The 19,152-nt window shown below is 65.8% G+C and carries 19 protein-coding genes; 8 read left to right on the top strand and 11 right to left on the bottom strand.

The window, feature by feature from the left end; all coding sequences use genetic code 11:
• Window positions 1-189 precede the first annotated feature (189 nt).
• From J2T07_RS13850 to J2T07_RS13840, 3 genes are read right to left on the bottom strand one after another with little or no spacing between them, the layout of a single operon-like run.
• Complete coding sequence (locus J2T07_RS13850) at window positions 190-960, bottom strand: DeoR/GlpR family DNA-binding transcription regulator (protein WP_306850669.1); 771 nt, start codon at window positions 958-960, stop codon at window positions 190-192.
• A complete protein-coding gene (locus J2T07_RS13845; RefSeq protein ID WP_306850668.1) occupies window positions 957-1,577 on the bottom strand; it encodes an HAD family hydrolase in 621 nt (206 codons plus the stop codon). Before J2T07_RS13845 ends, J2T07_RS13850 begins: the two co-directional genes overlap by 4 nt.
• A 10-nt stretch (window positions 1,578-1,587) precedes the next feature.
• A complete protein-coding gene (locus J2T07_RS13840) occupies window positions 1,588-2,706 on the bottom strand; it encodes an MFS transporter (protein WP_306850667.1) in 1,119 nt (372 codons plus the stop codon).
• 486 nt (window positions 2,707-3,192) lie between these two features.
• Between J2T07_RS13840 and lexA the strand changes: the two genes are divergently transcribed.
• From lexA to J2T07_RS13815, 5 genes are all read left to right on the top strand, one after another.
• Entirely contained in the window at window positions 3,193-3,819 is a 627-nt protein-coding gene (gene lexA, locus J2T07_RS13835) for a transcriptional repressor LexA (RefSeq protein ID WP_306850666.1), read from the top strand.
• Between the two features lie 2 nt (window positions 3,820-3,821).
• The gene (imuA, locus tag J2T07_RS13830; protein WP_306850665.1) at window positions 3,822-4,451 is read left to right on the top strand and encodes a translesion DNA synthesis-associated protein ImuA; all 630 of its coding nucleotides are present in this window, start codon (window positions 3,822-3,824) and stop codon (window positions 4,449-4,451) included.
• A gap of 73 nt (window positions 4,452-4,524) precedes the next feature.
• The gene (locus J2T07_RS13825) at window positions 4,525-5,934 is read left to right on the top strand and encodes a Y-family DNA polymerase (protein WP_306850664.1); all 1,410 of its coding nucleotides are present in this window, start codon (window positions 4,525-4,527) and stop codon (window positions 5,932-5,934) included.
• A gap of 13 nt (window positions 5,935-5,947) precedes the next feature.
• On the top strand, window positions 5,948-9,094 hold the full coding sequence (locus J2T07_RS13820; RefSeq protein WP_306850663.1) for an error-prone DNA polymerase: 3,147 nt from the start codon (window positions 5,948-5,950) through the stop codon (window positions 9,092-9,094).
• A gap of 230 nt (window positions 9,095-9,324) precedes the next feature.
• Window positions 9,325-9,609 (top strand): hypothetical protein, encoded by a 285-nt coding sequence (locus J2T07_RS13815; RefSeq protein WP_306850662.1) that lies wholly within the window; start codon window positions 9,325-9,327, stop codon window positions 9,607-9,609.
• Window positions 9,610-9,683: 74 nt separating this feature from the next.
• Here J2T07_RS13815 and J2T07_RS13810 read toward each other — a convergent pair whose 3' ends face one another.
• The 4 genes from J2T07_RS13810 to J2T07_RS13795 all read right to left on the bottom strand — a co-directional run bounded on the left by J2T07_RS13810 (window position 9,684) and on the right by J2T07_RS13795 (window position 12,531).
• Entirely contained in the window at window positions 9,684-9,908 is a 225-nt protein-coding gene (locus J2T07_RS13810) for an RNA-binding S4 domain-containing protein (protein ID WP_306850661.1), read from the bottom strand.
• A gap of 32 nt (window positions 9,909-9,940) precedes the next feature.
• Window positions 9,941-10,927 (bottom strand): MBL fold metallo-hydrolase, encoded by a 987-nt coding sequence (locus J2T07_RS13805; protein WP_306850660.1) that lies wholly within the window; start codon window positions 10,925-10,927, stop codon window positions 9,941-9,943.
• Window positions 10,928-10,993: 66 nt separating this feature from the next.
• Window positions 10,994-11,410, bottom strand: coding sequence for a ketosteroid isomerase-related protein (locus J2T07_RS13800; RefSeq protein WP_306850659.1), 417 nt, complete (start codon window positions 11,408-11,410; stop codon window positions 10,994-10,996).
• Between the two features lie 8 nt (window positions 11,411-11,418).
• On the bottom strand, window positions 11,419-12,531 hold the full coding sequence (locus J2T07_RS13795; protein ID WP_306850658.1) for an S-(hydroxymethyl)glutathione dehydrogenase/class III alcohol dehydrogenase: 1,113 nt from the start codon (window positions 12,529-12,531) through the stop codon (window positions 11,419-11,421).
• Window positions 12,532-13,060: 529 nt separating this feature from the next.
• Here J2T07_RS13795 and J2T07_RS13790 point away from each other — a divergent pair.
• The gene (locus tag J2T07_RS13790) at window positions 13,061-13,222 is read left to right on the top strand and encodes a hypothetical protein (RefSeq protein ID WP_306850657.1); all 162 of its coding nucleotides are present in this window, start codon (window positions 13,061-13,063) and stop codon (window positions 13,220-13,222) included.
• Between the two features lie 76 nt (window positions 13,223-13,298).
• Here J2T07_RS13790 and J2T07_RS13785 read toward each other — a convergent pair whose 3' ends face one another.
• Entirely contained in the window at window positions 13,299-13,829 is a 531-nt protein-coding gene (locus J2T07_RS13785; RefSeq protein WP_306850656.1) for a DNA-binding protein, read from the bottom strand.
• A gap of 108 nt (window positions 13,830-13,937) precedes the next feature.
• On the bottom strand, window positions 13,938-15,257 hold the full coding sequence (locus J2T07_RS13780) for an Nramp family divalent metal transporter (RefSeq protein WP_306850655.1): 1,320 nt from the start codon (window positions 15,255-15,257) through the stop codon (window positions 13,938-13,940).
• Window positions 15,258-15,379: 122 nt separating this feature from the next.
• Between J2T07_RS13780 and J2T07_RS13775 the strand changes: the two genes are divergently transcribed.
• Window positions 15,380-15,565, top strand: coding sequence for a CsbD family protein (locus J2T07_RS13775; RefSeq protein ID WP_306850654.1), 186 nt, complete (start codon window positions 15,380-15,382; stop codon window positions 15,563-15,565).
• 40 nt (window positions 15,566-15,605) lie between these two features.
• Here the strand turns inward: J2T07_RS13775 and J2T07_RS13770 are convergent, their stop codons facing one another.
• On the bottom strand, window positions 15,606-16,754 hold the full coding sequence (locus tag J2T07_RS13770; RefSeq protein ID WP_306850653.1) for an acyltransferase family protein: 1,149 nt from the start codon (window positions 16,752-16,754) through the stop codon (window positions 15,606-15,608).
• 102 nt (window positions 16,755-16,856) lie between these two features.
• Here J2T07_RS13770 and J2T07_RS13765 point away from each other — a divergent pair, with 102 nt between their 5' ends.
• A complete protein-coding gene (locus tag J2T07_RS13765; RefSeq protein ID WP_306850652.1) occupies window positions 16,857-18,872 on the top strand; it encodes a hybrid sensor histidine kinase/response regulator in 2,016 nt (671 codons plus the stop codon).
• 17 nt (window positions 18,873-18,889) lie between these two features.
• Here the strand turns inward: J2T07_RS13765 and J2T07_RS13760 are convergent, their stop codons facing one another.
• Window positions 18,890-19,090 carry a hypothetical protein gene (locus tag J2T07_RS13760; protein WP_306850651.1) on the bottom strand — a complete coding sequence of 67 codons (201 nt, stop codon included), beginning with the start codon at window positions 19,088-19,090 and terminating at the stop codon, window positions 18,890-18,892.
• Window positions 19,091-19,152: the final 62 nt, after the last annotated feature.

The raw sequence follows: 19,152 nt of genomic DNA, 5'->3' as shown, positions 1-19,152 counted from the left end.
GCTCGGCGGGCGGGCGGGCGGCGGCCCCCAGCACCGGGGGGGGGGCGCCCCGCCCCCCCGCCGCCCCGGGGGCGGCCCCCCCCCGGCCCCCCCCGGGGGGGGGCCCCCCGACCCTGTCGGCGATGCTCTTTACAGCGGCTGCTTTTGCAGGAGCCGCTTCTTGTGGGAGCCGCTTCAGCGGCGATCGACCTACATATGCACCGTCACGCCCGCCGCACGATACCGCTCCACCACCGCCGCGTCCGTATCCACCGCCACCACCAGGTGTGCGATGCCGGTGATCGGCACCGTATGGTGCGTCGCCGACGCCACCAGCTTGTCCGGCGTGGCGATCGCCACCGTCTCACCGCTTGCCTCGATGATCGCCTGCTTGAACACGGTCTCTTCCTCGTCGTAGGTCCATAGCCCACGTTCGGGATCGATGGCGCACACCCCCGGAAAACAGAGATCCGCGCGAATGTCCTGTGCCTGGCGAACCGTACGTGAGCCGATCGCACCGCCAATGGCCGGATCGAGCTTTCCACCCAGCACGATGACATCGAAACCGGGACGGCCGAGCACCGCCAACGCCACGTCCGGCGCATTCGTCACCACGGTAAGATCACTATTTTCCGGCAACATCTTCGCCAGCGCGGTATTGGTCGAGCCCGCATCGATGAACAGTATCTGCCCGCGCCCGATGAGACCGAGCGCCGTCCGCGCGAGTTCGCGCTTGAGTTCCGCCCGCTCGGCGTGACGCTCGCCCAGCGGTGGGATATTCACCGCGAGCAAGGCACCGCCATACACGCGACGGCATAGCCCCTGTGCGGCGAGATCACGCAAGTCGCGACGGATCGAATCCTCCGATACACGGAACTCCTGCGCGAGGTCGGCGGCGACGACCTTGCCCTCGCGGCGCAAGCGCTCGAGGATCAGCTGTTGGCGCTCGCGGGGCAGCGTCGTATCGAGCGGCGCATTCATGCCGGGAGGAAGCCCAGTCCGATCAGCTCCGCACGCAGTTGCCGGGACGTATGGAAGTGGATGCCATGGATACCCAGCGCTTCGGCGGCATCCACGTTGACCTTGTTGTCGTCGATGAACACCGCGCGCGTGGGATCGATGTCGTAGCGCTCGAGCAAGGTCTGGTAGAGCTTCGGGTCCGGCTTGATCATGCCCTCCTCGCCCGAGACGACGATGCCATCGAAAAGGGTGAGGAAACCGAAGCGCTCGCGGGCGAATGGAAAGGTCTCGTGCGACCAGTTGGTGAGGCCATAGAGAGGATGCCCTGCCTCCTTCAGTTCGCGCAGGATATGCAGGCTGTCGTCGATCGCGCCACCGAGTGTTTCTTCCCAGCGGTGCTGGTAGGCCGCGATGAGTTCGGCCTTGGTGGGATGCTCCGCGGTGAGCAGGCGCACCGCCTCGTCCCAGGAGCGGCCGGCATCCTGTTGAAGGTTCCACTCCGGCGTGGTCACCTCGGCCAGGAAGGTTTCCATCGCCTGCTCGTCGTCGCCGAACAGCTTGCGGTACAGGTAGCGCGGATTCCAGTCGATCAGGACACCGCCGAAATCGAAGATGACGACATCGCGTTTGGTATGCATGGAACAATCCTTAGCGGCGCGCGATGGACGCGCAGGTTGAAACGACCACGAGCAACACGGCCACGCCACAAAGGGCCAGCGAGAGGCTGCTCAGGTGGGCGGCGAAGCCGATGACCGCCGGTCCGGCGAGCATGCCCGCGTAGCCCAGCGAAGTGACCGTGGCGATGGCGATGCCGGGCGACATGCCCGGCTGGCGTCCGGCCGCGCTGAACAACACGGGGACGATGTTCGATGCGCCGATGCCTACCAGGATGAAGCCCAGCATCGCGGCCGGCCCCCAGGGCAAGATGGTGGCGAGGAAAAAACCGAGCGCGGCCAGGAGGGCGCCCACACGCACGATCGTCACGGGCCCCACCGAGGCCGTGATGCGATCGCCGAGCAGGCGGCCGCAGGCCATCGCGATGGAGAACGCGGCATAGCCCAGGCCAGCCAGCGAAGGATCGAATCCGCGCGAGAAACGCAGGAACACCGCGCTCCAGTCCAACATCGCGCCTTCGGCGAGGAACACCACCAGGCAGAGGAAACCCAGCAGGAAGACCGAGGCCGAGGGCACGCGGAAGATGGAATGCGACTGGCCGGCATCGTCGAGTCGAACGAGGAAGTGCCTCCACTGCGTCACGACGATGACGAGCAAGGCCGCCGACACGGCCAACGCGCTGCCGGTCAGTGGCGCCCCCGCCTTCAACAGTGCCGCCATGCCTGCCGAACCGACGAGGCCGCCTACGCTGAAAAGGCCATGGAAACCCGACATCATCGGCTTACCCGCATGCTTTTCCACGTCCACCGCGTGGGCATTCATGGCCACGTCGACCACACCCAGCGCAGCACCGAAGAACAACAGGGCAGCGCCAAGCCAATAGGCGTTCGTAGCGATCGTCAGCAGGGGCAAAGCCACGCAGACCAGCAATCCGCTGACACCGATGACATCGCGGTTCCCGTACCGATTGGTCAGGAACCCCGCCAGGGGCATGGCGGCGACCGCCCCGCAGCCCATGCTCAGGAGCACCAGACCAAGCGCCGCATCGTCGAGCCCGAGCCTCGCCTTGGCATACGGCACCATCGGAGCCCAGCTGGCCATGCCGATACCGGAAAGGAGAAAGATCAATCGGGTGGCGCGCGCAGGCTTCATGCGGACTTCCATGGATGACGAATGCGCATCAATGTATGAAAACGTGCATAAACGTGCAAGCTCTTTGGGCATGTTTTGTTTCTCGCGAGAGGGGGCGGTGCTTGGCTCGGCCTCGCCCTCGCGTTCGTTGTGTGCGGCGAGGAGAGCTGCCGGGCGCCACCCTCGGCGCGACGGTAGTCGCCGTCCCTTGGGTAAGGAAAGCCGCTGGCGCGGCCGTGTCCGATGGCTGCGCCCCGGCGGGCTCGGACGGTCGGGCGGGGGTGGCGCCCGGCAGCTCTCTGGACACGGGGGTGGGCTGGAAGGAAAGAGCACCGCTCGCCGTGCCACGTGCCCTTGCCGAGACCGGGTGGGAGCCGACCTTGTCGGCGATCCCGCGGCAGCGGGCCAGGTTGTGGCAAGCACCCATCGCCGACACGGTCGGCTCCCGCCAGGCACGACACGATTTTCCCCTTGCGCCGCTTCGCCGACATCTGTACAAATGTACGCATGTCGACACCTACCCTTACCGAGCGCCAGCAAAAGACCCTCGCCTTCCTGCAGGAATACCTGCGGGCGCAAGGCCTGCCGCCGACGCTGCGGGAGATCGCCGACGCCCTCGGCTTCTCCAGCCACAGTTCCGCCCAGGCCTGCGTGGAGTCCCTGGTACGTAAAGGCGTGCTGGAGCGCTCGCCGCAACATCGCGGGCTACGCCTCCCGGCCGGCAACGCCGCCCTGCTGCGCATGGCCGCCGCGAACGACCTGCCACTCATCGGGCGTGTCGCCGCCGGTTCGCCCATCCTCGCCGAGGAAAATATCGAGGCGCAACTGGAGGTCGACCCCGCGCTGTTCCGACCGCGCGCCGACTACCTCCTGCGCGTCGTCGGCATGAGCATGCGCGATGTCGGCATTCTCGACGGCGACCTCCTGGCCGTGCACAAGACGGCCACCGCCAGCGACGGCCAGATCGTCGTGGCCCGCCTCGACGACGAAGTCACCGTGAAGCGGTTGAAGCACGAACGCGACCGTCTCCTGTTGTTGCCCGAAAACCCCGACTTCACGCCGATCGAAGTCGACCCTCGCCGCCACGCGTTCGCCATCGAAGGGCGTTACGTCGGCATCATCCGTAGGACCTGACCATGAACGCCATCGCCACCCCGACCCTCGCCCAGGTGCTCGACCACCCCGGTATCTGGCGCCGTTCCGCCGACCGTCAGCCGCGCGTGCGCGCGCTGTCCACGGGCTGGACCTCGCTGGATGCGAAGCTACCGGGTGGGGGCTGGCCGCAAGGCGCGCTCAGCGAGATCCTGTTCGAACACGATGGCCTCGGTGAACTGGACCTGGTGATGCCCGCGCTGGCGGCACTCACCCAGGAACACCGCCGGGTGATCTTCGTCGCGCCGCCCTACTTGCCCTATGCACCCGCCCTCGCCGCCGCCGGCGTGGACCTGCGTTTCCTGCACGAGATCCAGGCCGGCAGCACCGAAGCCGCCTGGAGCATGGAACAGTGCCTGCGTTCGGGTTGCTGCGGTGCCGTGGTCGGCTGGTTGCCGGATATCGATTACCGCAGCCTGCGGCGCTTGCAACTGGCCGCCGAAAGCGGCGATGCCTGCGCCATGATTTTCCGGCCCGCCGCACATGCCGCGCAGAACAGCCCGGCTGCGCTGCGGCTCAAGGTCAGCAACAGCGACGAGGCCACCTATGTCGACGTGCTCAAGTCGCGTGGCCTGCTGACCACCACCGCTCCACTGCTGCGCATGCGGGCCTGATGGTTTCCTTCATGACGCCGCGTTCTCCACGCCGTCATGACGGACGCGCCGTCGTCGCCCTTCCTACGCAGTCATGCTTTGGGCCTGTCTCCGCTTTCCCGGCCTGGCGTTCTCCGCCGCCTTCGCCGCGACACCGGAGGCAGGCCCCTCTGCCTTGCTCGACCATCGGACCCGCCAACGCCTGATCGCCGCGGCTAACGCCGAAGCCACCACCCATGGTGTGCGCCGTGGACAAAGTCTCGCCGCCGCCCGTGCCTTGTGCTCCTCCCTGGAAGTACGCCCCCGCGATCCCGATGCGGAAGGCCGGCTGCTCGCCGAACTAGCCGCCTGGTGCTACCAGTTCAGCGGCCACGTGAGCCTGGTTCCACCGCACGCGATCCTGATGGAAGTCGGTGCCAGCCTGCGCCTGTTCGACGGCTGGCCCGTGCTGGCGGAGCGCCTGCGCAGCGGGCTCGCCGCGCAAGGTCATGCGCATACGCTGGCGGCGACGCCGTTCGCCGCCGCTTCCTGGGTGTTCGCCGCCCATGCCGACGGCATGGTGCTGCCGGAGCGCGAAGGCGTGCGGCGCATGCTGGGCGCCTTGCCGCTGAACCAGAGTGGGCTGCCCGTCGCCACGGTGACATCGCTGCATGCCATGGGCTTTCGCCGCCTGGAGGAGGTTTTCCGCCTGCCACGCCCGGAACTCACCCGGCGCATCGGGCGCGAAGGCGTGAACTGGCTTGATCGCATCCGTGGGGAAGCCGCCGACGCCCTGCCCGCCTGGCAGCCGCCGGCCAACTTCCGCCAGAAGATCGAGTTCGACGGCGAACTGGATGGCAGCCAGCCACTGCTGTTTCCCCTGCGCCGCCTCACCCGCGCACTGGCGAACCTGCTGGCCGCGCGCGACGGAGGCGTGCAGCGTTTCACCCTCACCCTCGATCATGCACGCGGCGAATCCACCCGTGTCGTGGTCGCCATGGCCGCGCCGCAACGCGATGCCGAGCGCCTGTTCGAACTGGCCCGTACACGGTTGGAGCGCGTCACGTTGCCAGCCCCGGCGCGTGCGATCGAACTCGATGCCGAGGAATTGCCGGTGTTCCGGCCACCGCTGCGCGACCTGTTCGAACCGGTCCGCGGTGACGGCCTCGACTGGCCCGCGCTCGACGAACGGCTGCGCGCACGCCTGGGCGATGCGGCGCTGCGCCAGATCGCGCTGGTGGCCGACCATCGCCCCGAACGTGCCTCGCGTTACGGCACGCCCGGTGCCACGGTCTCGCTGCCGCGCCGGCGCCGTCCGCTCTGGTTGCTGCCACGACCGATGCCGATGCGCCCCGACCCGGCGGCCGTCCTGGCCGGCCCCGAGCGCATCGAGAGCGGCTGGTGGGATGGCGACGACGCACGGCGCGATTACTACATCGTGCGCACCGTGCACGGGCAGCAAGCCTGGGCCTACCTGCCCCCCGGCACCCTCGACGGCTGGATGCTGCACGGCTGGTTCGCCTGACTCCTTCTTCGCCATGAAGATCGATACATCCCACCTGACACCCGCCAACGACGAGGACACCGCCGTCCCCGCCTATGCCGAACTGCACGCACTCAGCGACTTCAGTTTCCAGCGTGGCGCATCCCGTGCGCACGAGTTGTTCGAGCGGGCGAAGGACATCGGTTACACGGCACTCGCCATCACCGACGAATGCTCGCTTTCGGGCATCGTGCGTGGCCTGGAGGCATCGCTGGAAACCGGCGTCCCTCTCATCGTCGGCAGCGAGTTCCGTCTCACCGACGGCACCGTGATGATCCTGCTGGTGGAAAACCAGGCGGGCTACGCCGAATTGTGCCGGATCATCACGCTCGGCCGCCGTCGCGCATCGAAAGGTTGCTACGAGTTGGACCGTGGCGACTTCGAATGCCTCGGGCCAGGCCTCGGCGTACTCTGGGCACCCGGCCCCCTCCCGGCCAACGATGCGGCCACGCATGAAGATCGCGCGGCCTGGGTGTCAGCTCATTTCCATGGTCGTGCCTGGCTCGCCGTGGAACTGCACCGCGGCCAGCACGACGATGCCGAACTGGCGGCCCTGCGCGATCTCGGCGAACGCCACGGCCTGCCCTGCGTCGCCGCGGGGGACGTCCACATGCACCTGCGCCGCCGGCGCGCGTTGCAGGACATCATGACCGCCATCAGGCTCAACAAACCCGTATCCGAGGCCGGGCACGACCTGTTCCCCAACGGCGAGCGCCACCTGCGCCGACGCGAAACGATCGCCCGCATCTATCCGCGCGACATCATCGATGAAACCCTCGCCGTCGCCGCGCGCTGCACCGGCTTCGACCTGCGCGACATCAACTATGTCTATCCGCGCGAGCTGGTTCCGGAAGGCCTCGATGCGCCGGCCTACCTTCGCCAGCTCGCCTATGAAGGCGCCGCAACGCGCTGGCCCGAGGGTATCGCGCCCACGATCGTCGAGCGCATCGAGAAGGAACTCGAACTCATCGCCCACATGAAATACGAGGCCTTCTTCCTCACCGTGCAGGACATCGTCCGGTTCGCACGCTCGAAGAACATCCTCTGCCAGGGCCGTGGCTCGGCGGCCAATTCGGTGGTCTGCTTCTGCCTGGGTATCACCGAGGTGAATCCCGCGCAGATATCCACCCTGTTCGAGCGCTTCATTTCGATCGAGCGCGACGAACCGCCCGACATCGATGTGGACTTCGAACACGAGCGACGCGAGGAAGTCCTGCAGTACGTGTTCAACAAGTATGGTCGCGACCGGGCCGCGCTCGCCGCCACGGTCATCAGCTACCGGCACAAGAGCGCCGCGCGTGACGTGGGCCGGGCACTGGGCCTTTCCGAAGACCAGCTCGACCAGTTGAGCCGGGCCTATTCGCATGCGCATGGCGAGGTATCCATCGCCCTGCGCCTGAGCGAACGAGGCTTCGACATCACCAGTCGCACCATCCGCCAGCTCATGGTGCTGGTGGAAGAACTCAACGGCATGCCCCGCCACCTGTCGCAGCACGTGGGCGGCTTCGTCATCTCCGATACGCCGCTGCACCATCTCGTACCGGTGGAGAACGCCGCGATGGACGACCGCACGATCATCCAGTGGGACAAGGACGACCTGGAAACCATGAAACTGCTCAAGGTCGACTGCCTCGCCCTGGGCATGCTCACCTGCATGCGCAAGGCGATCGACCTGTTGCGCAAGCATCGCGGCATCGACTACCGCCGCCTCGCCGACATTCCCATGGACGATGGCCCGACCTACGCGATGATCCAGAAAGCGGACACGGTGGGCGTGTTCCAGATCGAATCACGCGCGCAGATGTCGATGCTGCCGCGCCTGTTGCCGAAGGAATACTACGACCTGGTGATCCAGGTCGCGATCGTCCGTCCCGGGCCTATCCAGGGCGGCATGGTCCATCCCTTCCTGCAACGGCGAAAACTGCCCAAGGAAGACATCGCTTACGAACCGGGCGTGCGCGATGTGCTCCAACGCACGCTTGGCGTGCCCATCTTCCAGGAACAGGTGATGGCCCTCCTGCAAGTGGTGGCCGATTTCACGGCAGGCGAATCGGACGAGTTGCGCCGTTCCATGGCGGCGTGGAAACGCCGTGGCGGCCTGGAAAAATTCGAGCCAAGGATTCGCCGCAACATGGCGAAGAACAACTATTCCCCCGAATTCACCCAGCAGATCATCGACCAGATCCAGGGCTTCGGCAGTTATGGCTTTCCCGAATCGCATGCGGCCGGTTTCGCCCTGATCGCCTACGCCTCCTCGTACCTGAAGTGTCACCATCCGGAAATCTTCACCTGCGCGCTGCTCAACAGCCAGCCCATGGGCTTCTATGCGCCCGCGCAGCTCGTCGCCGACGCGCGCCGGCACGGCGTGGAAGTACGGCCGCCCGATGTCACCGCCAGTGACTGGGATTGCACGCTCGAACCCATCACCGGGAAGCCGGGCACATATGCCTTGCGACTCGGCCTGCGCCTGATCAACGGGTTGTCCGCCGGACTCGGCACGCGCATCGCGGCCGCACGCACGGAAGCGCCCCTGCGCGACCTGGCCGATCTTTCCCGCCGCGCCGGCATGACTCGCTTCGAACGCGAACGCCTCGCCGATGCCGGCGCACTGCGCCTGCTCAGTGGACATCGCCACCGCGCGCGCTGGGAGAGTTCCGGCATCGAGCGCAGCCTGCCCTTGATCGACATGGTGGCCGAGGCGCGCCCCACGCTCCGCCCACCCACGCTCACGGAAAACGTTTTCGCCGACTACGCCACGCATGGCCTCTCACTCGCCGCGCATCCCCTGAGCCTCATTCGCAAGAACTTGCTGGCGCGGCGGGCGCGCCGGGCCAGCGATCTCGAGCGGGAGCGCAATGGCGCCTGGCTGCGCCACGCGGGCCTGGTGACCGTGCGCCAGCGGCCGCAGACCGCCAGTGGAATCACCTTCGTCACGCTCGAGGATGAAACCGGCCAGGTCAATGTGATCGTAAGGCCGAAGGTCGCCGAAGCGTGCCGACAAGCCTTGCTCGATGCCGTGTTGCTGGCGGTCGATGGACGATGGCAATCGATCGACGGTGTGCGCCACCTCGTGGCGAGCCGGCTGCACGATTTCAGCGACCTGCTGCCGGCCATGGCCTCCGTGTCGCGCGACTTCCACTAAGTGATCCAACGCTCACGTGGCACGACCCTTGCCGTCACTTAACCGTAGCTAATTTTCTCCTGAACGGTTCCCCGCGAATTGCTGCTTTGCAAGAGCAACATTCATCGAAAAAGGAATAGCGTCAGCAAACCCCGCAAGGTCCGGTCTTAAGGTCTTACCGGGAGCGATGCTTTTTCGCGCCATGCATCGCGATGTTCCCCAGGCGCCACAAAGTTCCAGGAGATTTCGTCATGCGCAACACGAAACTGATCCTCGCCATGCTGGCTGGTTGTATGACCGTGAGCGGCGCAGCCCTCGCCCAAAGCGCCACACCCACACCGGCGTCGACCGCCGCCACGCCTACGCAGACGACCAACGATTCGATGAAGAAGACCGGCGACTCCATGAGCCAGGATTCGATGAGCCACGACTCGATGAAATCCGGCGCCAGCGATTCCATGAAGTCGACCCACAAGAAACACAAGAAGAGCGGCACCTCGACCGAACCGGCGAAGTCCTCCACGTCGGGCATGTGATCGCAAGCGCATGAACGAAAAAACCCGGCGCCGTGAGGCGCCGGGTTTTTTCATGCCCTGTTGGGCATAAGGTGTCAATCGATCTCGGGAAGCACGCTGATCTCGTTGTCGCCGATCCTCACCAGCTGTCCTGCGCGCACCTTGTAGGTCTTGCGCAACTCGACCACACCGTCCACCGTGACCAGGCCGTCGGCGACCATGTGCTTGCCTTCCCCTCCGCTGGCGGCGATGCCGGTGAGTTTCAGAAGGAGGTTGAGCTCGACGTACTCGCCTTCGAGGCGGAATTCATGGAACGGCATGGGGAGGCGGCTATGCGGCGGGAAGGCCGCCATTAGAGCGCAATTCGGCCGCCGATGCTGAGCAACATGAATTCATCCGTCTCCATCCCCGCCTCCGCGAGCGCTTCACCCAACAGGCGCGGTGGCTCGTCCAGTTGGTCGTCGGCCAGCTCGAACGCGCCCCAGTGGATCGCGATCGACCGCTGACAGCCGATTTCCCGATGCAGGCGCAGCGCCTCCGCCGGATCGACATGCTGGCCACGCATGAACCAGCGTGGCGCATACGCGCCGATCGGGATCGCGGCGAGGTCGATCGGGCCGGCACGGCGCCCGATCTCGGCCAGCTTGTCCGAGTAGCCGGTGTCGCCCGCGAACCAGAAGCGGAAACTCTCCTGCGCCATCACCCAGCCACCCCAGAGCGAGCGGTTGCGGTCCCACAGCGTTCGCGCGCTCCAATGACGGGCGGGCACGAAGGTGAACATCGCGCCACGCACGTCCGTGCTCGCCCACCAGTCCAGTTCACGCACGTTGCCGATGCGCCGACGGTCGAACCATGCCTTCAATCCGAGCGGCACGAGGAACACGGCCTGTGGAAACCGGCGCGATAGTGCACGCACCGTGCCGGCATCGAGATGGTCGTAGTGGTTGTGCGAAATCAGCACGACGTCGACCGGAGGCAGGCCGGCAACATCCACCGGTGGCGGGGTCCGGCGCGCCGGGCCCGCGAACGGCACGGGTGAAGCGCGCCGTCCAAGCACCGGATCGGTGAGCACGGTCAGCCCGCGATGACGGACGAGTGCGGTCGCATGCCCCAGCCACCAAGCGGCATCGTCGGTACCGCCGACATCCGCGCGCTGCCACCAGCGGCGGACGAACGCGTCGTAGCCCTCCGTGGGTGGCCGCGGCAGCCCCTGCTCCTTGCGCTCCTTGCGCCAGCGCTGCAGGCCACCCGGTTCGCGGGTGTCCGGCTCGAGGTTGCGGAAGCCTTCCGGCGCATGGTGCGCCTTGGAACGGTCGTAGTGCGGATTGGTCCAGGCCATGGCGCAACCTTGTGGAAGAAACGGGTCGCAGCAGACCTGCGGCCCGTCTTCCGGCACTTCAAGGTTTCAGTCGACTTCCACCCGGCGCACCTGGGCCAGCCAGTCTTCCAGGTTGTAGTAGTTGCTGATCCGGGTGATGTGGCCCTGGGCCACTTCGAAAAACGCGCCGCCCGGAAGGACATAACTCTGGCCCTGGGCCAGCGGCAGGCCTTCGTCCGTGGCCTTGTACACGCCGTGGACCACGTATTCCGCGGCGGCACGTGTACCGGTCTCGTTGGCCATCACCACGATGTTCTTCAACTGCTCGCTGTAGCTCATGTTCATGCGCTCCAGGAAAGCGGCGAAGCGGTCTCGGCCGGTTTCGCGTCCGCCCTGGTTGATGTCGTGCGCGACATGTTCGTCGAGCAGGGCCAGCATCGAGGCCCAGTCACCGCGGTTGAAGGCGTCGTAGTAGCGGCGGATCAGATCGATCGTTTCGTTCATCGAGGGGCTCAGTAGAGGATGACGGAGCGGATGGCCTTGCCCTCATGCATGAGGTCGAAGGCGCGATTGATGTCTTCCAGCCCCATCGTATACGTGATCATCGGATCGATCTTGATCTCGCCACCCATATAACGATCCACGTAGCCGGGCAACTGGCTGCGCCCCTTCACCCCACCGAAGGCCGAGCCACGCCACACGCGGCCGGTCACCAGTTGGAACGGACGCGTGCGGATCTCCTGGCCCGCGCCAGCGACGCCGATGATGATCGATTCTCCCCAGCCCTTGTGGCAGCACTCCAGGGCGGCACGCATCACGTCGACGTTGCCGATGCACTCGAACGAATAGTCCACGCCGCCATCGGTGAGGTCGACGATCACCTGCTGGATCGGTGTGCCCGGGTAGTCGCGCGGATTGATGCAATCGGTGGCGCCGAGCATCTTCGCCATCTCGAACTTCGAGGGATTCGTGTCCACCACCACGATGCGGCTGGCCTTGGCCATGACGGCGCCCTGCACCACGGACAGGCCGATGCCGCCCATGCCGAACACGGCCACGGTGGAGCCCGGTTCCACCTTGGCGGTGTTGAGCACCGCCCCGATACCGGTGGTGATTCCGCAGCCGAGGAGACAGACCTTCTCCAGGGGGGCATCCTTGTTGATCTTCGCCAGGGAGATTTCCGGCAGCACGGTGTATTCGCTGAAGGTGCTGGTACCCATGTAGTGCAGCAGGGGCTTGCCGCCCAGCGAGAAGCGCGAGGTACCGTCCGGCATCACGCCCTTGCCCTGGGTCACACGGATCTTCTGGCAGAGGTTGGTCTTGCCCGAGCGGCAGAACTTGCACTCGCCACACTCCGGCGTATACAGCGGGATGACGTGGTCGCCGGGCTTGAGCGAGGTCACCCCTTCGCCCACTTCCTCGACGATGCCGCCTCCTTCGTGACCGAGGATCACCGGGAACGCGCCTTCCGGGTCGTCCCCCGAAAGCGTATACGCATCCGTATGGCACACGCCGGTGGCGACGATGCGGACCAGCACTTCACCCGCCTTGGGGCCCTGGACGTCGACTTCTTCGATGGACAGGGGCTTTCCTGCTTCCCAGGCAACCGCGGCGCGAGACTTCATGATGGGGCCTTCCTCTTACGATGACTGAACCGGCTGCGACACCGGGTGGACCGTGGATTCTAGCCACCCTGAACCCGATCCCGAAGCGGCGCCAGCGCGGCGTTCAGCCCCACTGGTGGCAGTCCACCGCCCATTGAGTTAAACTAGGGTTAACGGATACGTCCGGAACGGCGAACGAAAGGGCACGGTAAGGATTCCGATAGGGGTGATTTATGACCACCATCGGAAATTTATTTGAACCTTTTCCTTACACCGGATGTCCAAAGTTTTAATGCTTGGAAGGCCTTGTAAAGCCGCAAGCCGCCCATAGAAAGGGCTCGTAGGAAACTCGTTAGTTCAGGAATTCGGCCCCTGGGGCGCGTGACGAAAGACTAACGAACCGATTGTTCACCAAACGAAACGGACCAATCGCCCGGCGCCTCTTCTTGGGATTGCCCCGGCAGCGTAAGGTCCACGCCACGCCAGAGACCGGCGGCGTCGGCGCCAGAGGATTGAAACATCCGGTCCTTAACGACTGGGAGACAAGACCATGAACGAACTTCGTAACGAATACGGCATCACCACCTTCGAATACTCCGCTGGCTACCGCGTCGCGGACGCCCACGGCGGTCTCGACCTCTTCGGTGGCGAGATGGACGGTTACGACTGGCTGGGCGAAGTGGCCAGCCGCCTGAGCGGCGATTCGGTCTAACGCGATTCGCCCCGACCGGGCCGCGCTCCGTACTGCGAATATAAAGAAGGCCCGCCTCGCGGCGGGCCTTCGGCTGTCAGGACGCCTGGCGCGCCCTCGTTCGAGCGGCCTTCTTGGCCGCCGTCGACCGGCTGGACGAAGTGCGCTTCGCCGCGCTCTTGCGACCCTGGGCAGATAACGCACGCTTGGACGCGGCGGAATGCCCTTCACGCTTCAACGCCCTGGTAGTAGCCCGCGAGCGCGTCGCCGATTTCTTCGCCGTGGCCTTCTTGGCGCTGGACTTCCGCGGTGTGCCCGCCGCGCGCTTGCGCGCCGTGGACTTCTTCGCCGCCGTGCCCGTCGACCGTTTCCGGGTGGCCGCACGCGACTCCTGCGCCGCCTTCTTCTTCGTGGCCTTGCTCGCCGTCTTCGAGGGCTTGTTCTTCACGCCGGCCCGCCGCGCCTTGGACAAGCCGATGGCGATCGCCTGCCTGGTCGACCGGGCGCCGTGCTTGCCTTCGCGCACGTGCTCGATTTCCTCGTGCACGAATTCCCCGGCCTGGGTCGAGGGCGACTTTCCTTCGCGCTTATCCTTCCGTGCCTTGGCAATGGTCTTTTTCTCAGGCATGACTTGGTCTCCTCCGGGGAGTGTGGGTCAGGGATCGAGAGGGAGGCCGTCGGTGTCGCCGGCAGCCGAGACTGCGCGGCTACGCGTGATGCATATGTATGCCCCGCGTCACGCGAGTCCCGACACCTGGGCTACGAGCCACGCGTTCGCGGCGGAGATCACGACGAAAAGGAACCACGCCGTACAGGACACCAGGCGCGTGTTGACGAAGCCTCCCATCAAGGCCCGGTCGTCGGTGAAGCGGATCAGCGGGTACATGGCGAAGGGCAGCTGGATGCTGAGCACGACCTGGCTCGCCACCAGCAAGGCACCGATGGCACGATCGCCCATGGTCACCACGCCGATGAAGGCAGGAACGATCGCCAGCCCCCGCGTGACGAGCCGGCGCTGCCAGCAGGGTATCTTCAGTTGCAGGAAGCCATCCATGATCACCTGCCCCGCGATGGTGCCGGTGAAGGTGGAACTCTGTCCCGAGGCGAACAAGCCGATGGCGAAGGCTACGGCGGCGACGGTGGTTCCCGCGATGGGAGCGAGCAGTTGGTAGGCATCGCCGATGTCGGCGACGTCCGTGCGCCCGCTGGCATGGAACGCGGTGGCCGACACGATCAGGATCGCCGCGTTGATGAGCAAGGCCAGGCTCAATGAGCAGATGGTATCCACGCGGGTCAGGCGGATCGCGGCACGCTTGCCTTCCTCGCCTGAAACCGCGCGCGTCTGCACGATCGACGAATGCAGGTAGAGGTTGTGCGGCATGATCGTCGCGCCGAGGATGCCGATCGCCAGGTAGAGCGGCTCCTGCGCCGACACCGCGTGCCACGAAGGCACGAATCCCGCGGCGACCCTGGCCCAGTCGGGGCCCAGCAGGAACAGTTGCACCACGAAGCAGATGCCTATGGTGCCGACCAGTCCGAGGACGATCGACTCGATCCGGCGGAAGCCCCTGCCCTGCAAGCCAAGGACGATGAAGGTGTCCAGCGCCGTCAAGGCGACACCGACGGGTAACGAGACCCCGAAGAGCAGCTTGAACGCCAGGGCGCTCCCGAGCACTTCGGCGAGGTCGCAGGAGATGATCGATATCTCAGCGAACACCCATTGGATGCGCCCGATGGCCTTCGGGTAACGCTCGCTCGAGAGCCGGGCGAGATCCTTCCGGGTGGCGATGCCCAGCCGCGCGGCCAGGCACTGCAGCACGATGGCGGCGAGGCTGGAAAGCAGCACGACGAACAGCAGGCGATAGCCGAACCGCGAGCCCGCCTCGATATCGGTGGCCCAGTTACCTGGATCCATGTAGCCCACGGAAACGAGCAGGCCGGGGCCGGCAAAACGCGCGGCCTTTTTCCACCAGGGCAGATCGAAGGGAACGATGATGGACCCGGCGACTTCCGACGGGCAGAACGGCGCGGTCGCCGTCTTGGGCAAGGGAAACATGGCCGCATCGTAACGGGATTCGCGGATGAAAGCCGCCGCACGCCGGCTTCACGCGGTGCTAATCACGAAACGGCGTAAACCGGTGCCGCTGCGGATAACGCAGTGCAAGCGAGGAAACCGACGTGGACAAGAACCGTACCGAGGGCATGAAACACGAGGTCAAGGGTTCCATGAAGGAAGCCGCCGGCAAGATCACCGGTAACCATGCGAAAGAAGCCGCGGGCCATATCGAGAAGAATGCCGGCAAGGTCCAGCGGGAGGCCGGCAAGGCCGTTGATCGCGCACGCGACAACGACCGCCGCCATTGATCCCGCCCCGCGCGGGAGCCGCCGGCTCCCGCGCACCGCGTCACGCCGCCTCGACGACGGGTTCCCGGGCCTCCCCCGCGTGAAAGCGCGAGCGTAGCCAGCGGTTGGCCGGCTCCGAAAAAAACCGGGCGACAAGCCAGCCCAGCGCCCACGACCCCAGCACCGCCGGCACATACCATATCCAGCCGTCCACCGTGTCCGTACCCGTGGCGCGTGCGCATCCCACCAGCGAAAACACGATGAACATGTGGGTGAGATAGATTTCATAGCTCGCCCTTCCCATCGCGCGGAGCCAGCCGAAGCCCGGCCACGCCCGGCCACCTTCCGGCGAAGCGAGCACGAGGCACACCGACGCACCGATCAGCACGAGCATGTAGCCCTCATGGATCGCCCTCCACAACCAGCCACCGGAAAACATGACCAGGGAGAGACTCACGAGGCCGACCACCGCGAGCAGTGCCCGCCTCCCCCGGCCCGCGAAGGAGCGCGCGGGCCCCGCACCCACCGCCAGTGCGGCAAGGACACCGGCGGCGATCGCCCCCATGCCCGGCAAGTAGGCTTTTTCCTGCCAGATCTCGTTGTCCACGATCGCGGCACGCGCGAACGGCACCGACAACACCAGCAACAGCAGGGACGGCACCAGCCACCTCGTCCGCCCCAGTGAAAGGCACACCAGCGGGAAGCCCAGGTAGAACACCTCCTCGATCGACAACGACCAGAGCACGTCCCAGCCCCCGGGCAACCAGCCGGTGCGCCCCTCATAGAGGTTGAGCGTGAAGGTGAGTGCCGAAAGGGTGGCCGCCCAGGGCGATTGGCCCGCGCGATCGATCGTGTAGTTCGGCAGGCGCAATGCGTGACAGGCCAGCAGGATCAGGACGATGCCCAGGAGGCAGGGCACGATGCGAGCGATGCGGCGCACGTAGAAGGCCCGCCAGTCGATCTCGCGCAACGGCCCATCGCGCTCCAGCGCGTGCCGTGTAATGAGGAAGCCGGATATGACGAAGAAAATGAAGACGGCTTCGTAGCCGTTCTGGATCAGGCCCTTCAGGAACGGAGCCGGCAACCAGTCCGCCGCGTCCGTCTTGTGTAAAGGAAGGCGAAGGCCAAGGTGGTGTATCACGACCAGCAAGATGCTGGCGCCCCGCAGTGTGTCGATGCCCGGGCTGCGCGGTAGGCTCGCTGACGACATGGGGGGGGCTCCGTGGTAGACGACATTGTCTTCGCGCTCCGTGCATTATTCCATGACGGTCACCGCCACGAAGGACATTCCCATGCTCCGGCTTCGCCCGAGATGAACCGGCACGCCGATCCTTTCGCGTTCCTCCCGGTCGACTCGCCGACCGCCGCGGAAATCCGCGCCTTCGACTGGAGCGGTACGCCGCTGGGTTCGGTCGACCGTTGGCCGAACGCCCTGCGATCGATGCTCGCCACGATGTTCGACACGCCACAACCGATGTTCGTCTCCGCCGAGCCCGGCAAGATGTTCTTCTTCAACGATCCCTACCGCCTCATGCTCGGCGGACGCCTGGCGGGCGCGATCGGTCACTCGTTCGACACGCTGTGGGAGGACGTCTGGGACGATGTGTCCGTGCACGTGGAACGGGCACTCGCTGGCGAAGGGTCGATGCACCGCGACCTGCCCCTGCGAATGACCCGGCATGGCTATGACGAGGAAACATGGTGGAGCTTTTCGTACGCGCCGCTGCGTGACGAGAACGGCGGCATCATCGGCATGTACGCCGTCACCAACGAGACCACGCGTGGCGTTCGCTCCGCACTCGCCCTGCGTGAACTGAACGCATCGCTGGAGCGGGAAATCGATGAACGCACCCGCGAGCGAGACCAGATCTGGGGCATATCACGCGACCTCTATGTGGTCATGGGCCGTGACGGCCATTATCGCAACGTCAATCCCGCATGGCGCATCGAGTTGGGCTACGAGGTCAGCGACCTGGTCGGCCTGGGCTTCGAGGAACTCGTCCATCCGGACGACCTCGAACGTTCGCACGACGCCGTCTCTCAACTGTTCGATGGAGAGGTGGTGGAGGACCTGGAGGTGCGCATACGTGCGTACGATGGCGAGTTCCGCTGGTTCGCCTGGACCTACGTGCCGGACGGCGACGTGGTCTACGGCATGGGGCGTGACATCCAGCGCCGGCGCGACATGGAGGACCAATTGCGCCACGCACAGAAGCTGGAAGCGCTGGGCCGTCTCACGGGTGGCATCGCGCATGACTTCAACAACATCCTGGGCGGTATTGGCGGTGCCATCGAGGTACTCACCGAACGGCTGGAGAACGGCCGGATCGACGGGGCACGCCGCCTCCTCGATGCCGCGGGCGGTGCGGTGAAGCGGGCCGCGGGGCTCACCCACCGGCTGCTCGCCTATTCGCGCCAACAAGCCCTGTCCTTGTCGGACGTGGATGCCAATGCCATCGTGCGCGGCCTCGACCTGTTGCTGCGTCCGCTGCTGGGTAAGCAAGTGGCCCTGGACCTACGCATGGAAGCCGGTCTCTGGCGCACGCTTTCCGATGCCAGCCAACTCGAAAGCGCCATCCTCAATCTCGCCATCAACGCGCGCGATGCGATGCCCGGTGGCGGCACGCTGAGGATCGCGACACGCAATGTCGAGGGAGCGGATATTGGCCTGGGCCGCGCCGACTACGTCGTCATCGCCGTATCCGACACCGGTACCGGCATGTCGCGGTCCGTGGTCGAAAAAGCCTTCGATCCGTTCTTCACCACCAAGGCGATCGGCCAAGGCACCGGACTGGGCCTTTCGATGGTGGACGGTTTCGCACGACAGACCGGAGGTCGCGCGATCATCGAGTCGCAACCGGGCCGGGGCAGCACCGTCAGCCTGTGGCTGCCACGCCATGTCGGTGACACGGCGGCCTCGCACGCACATATCGAACGAGGCGCGCGTCGCGGCGACGGCAAGCGCGTGCTGCTGGTGGAGGACGAACACATGCTGCGCACCCTGTCGCGCGAAGTGCTCGAAGAAGCGGGGTATTCGGTCAGCGAATGCGGTGACGGCGACGAGGCGCTGCGTCAATTGCGCGCAGGCAATGCCGTGGACATCCTGGTGACCGATGTCGGCCTGCCCGGCATGGACGGCCGGCGACTGGCGGCATCGGCGCGCGAATCGTTGCCGGACCTGCCCGTCCTGTTCATCACCGGCTATGCGTGGGAGGCTTTCGCCGACACACCGCGACTACCCGAACGCACGGCCATCCTCGGCAAGCCGTTTTCCCTTCACGCGCTGGCCGAGGCCGTGGCCGACCTGCTCGACGGCACGCGCCCCTGACGGGGCCAGGCGCGCTATCAGGCCGGTTCGGTCTCGGCCGTCGTCGGGCGCGATACGTCGTGAATCGCCGCGGCGCGTTGCATGGCCATCAGGAAATCCGTGCCGTAGCGCATCACGAAGGGTGCCACGGTGCCTGGCACGAAGCCATCAGGCAGGGCCGCCACCGCGGCGCCGGCATCTTCGGTAATCGGATTGAAATGTGTGAATCGACTTGCCATGGCCTTGACGGCCCCCTGTTGACATTCCCCCAGGATGCGTAACTAAAGCAAAAATCCGGCCA

The sequence above is a fragment of the Luteibacter jiangsuensis genome, assembly GCF_030812295.1.
Classification (GTDB): domain Bacteria; phylum Pseudomonadota; class Gammaproteobacteria; order Xanthomonadales; family Rhodanobacteraceae; genus Luteibacter; species Luteibacter jiangsuensis_A.
This window is presented reverse-complemented; position numbering and strand designations above follow the sequence as displayed.